Genomic DNA, 3,323 nt, shown 5'->3' on the forward strand with positions numbered 1-3,323 from the left:
AGCCGCAGGGCAGGGCTTTGTTCAGCGGATTGTATGTGAACGAGTTGATGCTGAAATTGACCGTCCGCGAAGATCCGTTGCCCGAGCTTTACGATGTTTTGGCGGAAACCATGAAAACCATTTGTTGCGAGGCCAACCACATTGCCGCTTTGCGCCGTTTTGAATGGTCGCTGCTGACACGCTTGGGATTTGCCCCCGATTTATTCCATGACGGCAACGGCAATGAAATCAACGGCGAAGAAACGTATTGGCTCACGCCGGAAGAGGCTGTGGTTCCCCTGTCCGAGGCCGACCGTTTCCATGCGCTCAATAAGGGCGTGGCCGTATTGGGCGCGACGTTAATCGATTTGAGGGAAGGCAGCTTCGTTCATCAGGAAAGTCTGGGGCAGGCTTTGAAAGTAACGCGGCTTTTGATTGACAACCTTCTGCCCGAGGGCATTAAGTCTCGGCAGGTTTTGCAGCAGTTACAGCAGTTTGGCTTGGGCAGTTGAATTTTTTTTCAGACGGCCTTTGATATGAGAAGGTTCAGGCCGTCTGAAACCTTAAAGAAAGGACATTATTATGTTGTTAGGCGTAAACATCGACCATATTGCCACCGTCCGCAATGCGCGCGGTACGATTTATCCCAGCCCTGTCGAAGCGGCGCTGATTGCGGAAACCCACGGCGCAGATTTGATTACCATGCACTTGCGTGAAGACCGCCGCCATATTAAAGATGCGGACGTGTTCGCCGTTAAAAACGCCATCCGCACGCGCCTGAATTTGGAAATGGCACTGACGGAAGAAATGCTGGAAAACGCGCTCAGCGTCATGCCGGAAGATGTGTGCCTCGTGCCTGAAAAACGTCAAGAAGTAACTACCGAAGGCGGTTTGGACGTATTGGCGCAACAGGATAAAGTGGCCGAGTTCACCAAAATCCTGACTGACGCAGGCATCCGCGTGTCCTTGTTTATCGATGCCGACAACGCGCAAATCCAAGCCGCTTATGATGTCGGCGCGCCCGTTATCGAGTTGCATACCGGTGCGTATGCCGATGCACACGGCCACGCCGAGCAGATGAAACAATTCGAGCGCATTCAAAATGGTGCGCATTACGCCAGCGATTTGGGTTTGGTTGTTAACGCCGGACACGGCCTGACCATTCACAACGTGACTCCGATTGCCCAAATTCTCGCTATCCGCGAGTTGAACATCGGTCATTCGCTGATTTCCCAAGCACTCTTCCTCGGCTTGCCAGAAGCGGTCCGCCAAATGAAGGAAGTCATGTTCAGAGCCAGAATGCTGCCTTAACGGCATCAGCCTACCGGCTAAGGCAATTGGCTTTGGCCGGTATTCACACTTTCAGACGGCCTGACTATTTAAACAAGGAGCAGACCCATGATTTACGGAATCGGTATAGACATTGTTTCCCTCAAACGCATTATCCGCCTGAACAAAAAATTCGGACTGGCATTTGCGCAACGCATTCTCAGCCCGGAAGAGCTGTTGGAGTTTCCGCAGGCAGGCAAACCGGTCAACTATCTTGCCAAACGCTTTGCCGCCAAAGAGGCTTTTGCCAAAGCCGTCGGTACGGGCATACGCGGCGTGGTGTCTTTCCGCAATATCGGTGTTGGACATGACGCACTGGGCAAACCTGAATTGTTTTTTGCACCGGCTTTGACCAAATGGCTGGAAGAGCAGGGCATCCACGGCTGTCATCTCAGTATGAGTGATGAAGAAGATACCGTCATGGCTTTTGTCATTGCGGAAAAATAAGGCCGGATTTAAGTATTCTGAAATAGAGCATCCTTTTCAGACGGCCTGAAGGATTAGATATTTGTTGAAGGTCGGGCGTATAGGCCCGACATCGTTTTTGTACGTATAAATTGGCAGGTGTCGCCGCCTGCCGCATATAAGAATAATCTCATGATGACTGAAGACACACGTCCATTGGTGCAAGTGGTTGCCGGAATTTTGCTCGACAAAAACGGCCGCTACCTGCTCAGTTCGCGCCCGGAGGGCAAACCGTATGCCGGCTATTGGGAATTTGCCGGCGGCAAGGTTGAGGCAGGCGAAAGCGATTTTCAAGCCTTGCAGCGCGAGTTTGAAGAAGAACTCGGTATCCGTATCCTTGCCGCTACGCCGTGGCTGACCAAAGTCCATTCCTACGAACACGTACATGTACGCCTGCATTTTTTATGGGTGGAAGCCGACCAATGGGCGGGCGAAATCCAATCGAGGGAAGGGCAGAAATGGGCATGGCAAAAGGCAGGGGATTTTACCGTTGCGCCGATGCTGCCAGCCAATAGCGCATTGTTACGCTCCCTATCCATTCCGCGCCGGCTTCAAGGCCGTCTGAAAAGCGGCTTCAGCGGTCAAAACAGCATGGGCGAATATCATGTTGTGCCGTATGGATTGGCTCATCAAACCGCATCGGCGGTATTACTGGAGTTTGCCGATTGGCAGCAAGACAAGCCGATAGCAGCGTCCAGTGTGTGGCCAATCATTGAAAATGCCGAACAATGGCGGCAGGTGCAAAATGCGGATGCTGTCGTATGGAAAGTGGCGAATGAAGCGGCCGCCGGGCAAGTTGCGGATATTTTGGCGCAAGGCGTGGCGATGCCGCTGATTGTGTCAGCTCCGGAAAGTCTGGTTTCCATTTATCGCGAACAGTGGCAGAGCATGGGTGCGCATGCCGTTTTGACCGATAATGACATTGAGGCCGTCTAAAATGAGTAAAAATCAAAAGCTTTTGATTGCCGCTGTTTTACTGATTGTGTTTGCGGCGGCCAAACTGCTGCTCTTGGATTGGTGGCAGCAACAGCAATCAAAAACAAAAGTAGTCGAATGTAATTTAACACAAGGCTGCGTCCTGCCTGACGGTTCAAAAGTGCGTGCGACATCCATCAATACGCACGAGCCGTTTGATATCGTGATAGAGAATGTTCCGCAAAATACAGGGGCGGTCAGTATCAGTTTCAGTATGAAAAACATGGACATGGGCTTCAACCGCTACAACTTGACGCAACAATCGCCGCAAAGTTGGCAGGCTGCGCAAATCCGCTTGCCGTTTTGCGTCGAAGGCCGCCATGATTACACTGCCGACATTACCATTGGCAAACAGACTTTTCAGACGGCATTTAGTGCAGAGTAGTCATCATGCAAAGGCCGTCTGAAAATTTAAAGGCAAAAATTTTAATTTTTTCAGATGGCATCTTTAAAAGTTCTTTATAAATGAATCAATTATAAATTATTTTTAGACAGATTGTTTACAATTATTCTGACTATCAGCCAAAAACACAAAACGGACAGAAGCTAGGCCACACAAGGGTTTGATGTGGTAC

5 protein-coding genes are annotated in these 3,323 nt (G+C 50.5%); all 5 read left to right on the forward strand.

Annotated features, from left to right (window positions below):
- Positions 1-491 (forward strand): DNA repair protein RecO (locus Q1M25_RS09105; protein WP_300483977.1); only part of this gene is annotated, 491 nt, incomplete at its 5' end.
- A gap of 70 nt (positions 492-561) precedes the next feature.
- Entirely contained in the window at positions 562-1,290 is a 729-nt protein-coding gene (pdxJ, locus tag Q1M25_RS09110; protein ID WP_300483978.1) for a pyridoxine 5'-phosphate synthase, read from the forward strand.
- 87 nt (positions 1,291-1,377) lie between these two features.
- Positions 1,378-1,755 carry a holo-ACP synthase gene (gene acpS / locus Q1M25_RS09115; protein WP_114926200.1) on the forward strand — a complete coding sequence of 126 codons (378 nt, stop codon included), beginning with the start codon at positions 1,378-1,380 and terminating at the stop codon, positions 1,753-1,755.
- 153 nt (positions 1,756-1,908) lie between these two features.
- Positions 1,909-2,709 (forward strand): NUDIX domain-containing protein, encoded by an 801-nt coding sequence (locus Q1M25_RS09120; RefSeq protein ID WP_300483980.1) that lies wholly within the window; start codon positions 1,909-1,911, stop codon positions 2,707-2,709.
- 1 nt (position 2,710) lies between these two features.
- On the forward strand, positions 2,711-3,133 hold the full coding sequence (locus Q1M25_RS09125) for a hypothetical protein (RefSeq protein WP_300483979.1): 423 nt from the start codon (positions 2,711-2,713) through the stop codon (positions 3,131-3,133).
- The last annotated feature ends 190 nt before the right edge of the window (positions 3,134-3,323 follow it).

It is taken from the genome of uncultured Neisseria sp., from assembly GCF_951230505.1.
GTDB lineage: Bacteria > Pseudomonadota > Gammaproteobacteria > Burkholderiales > Neisseriaceae > Neisseria.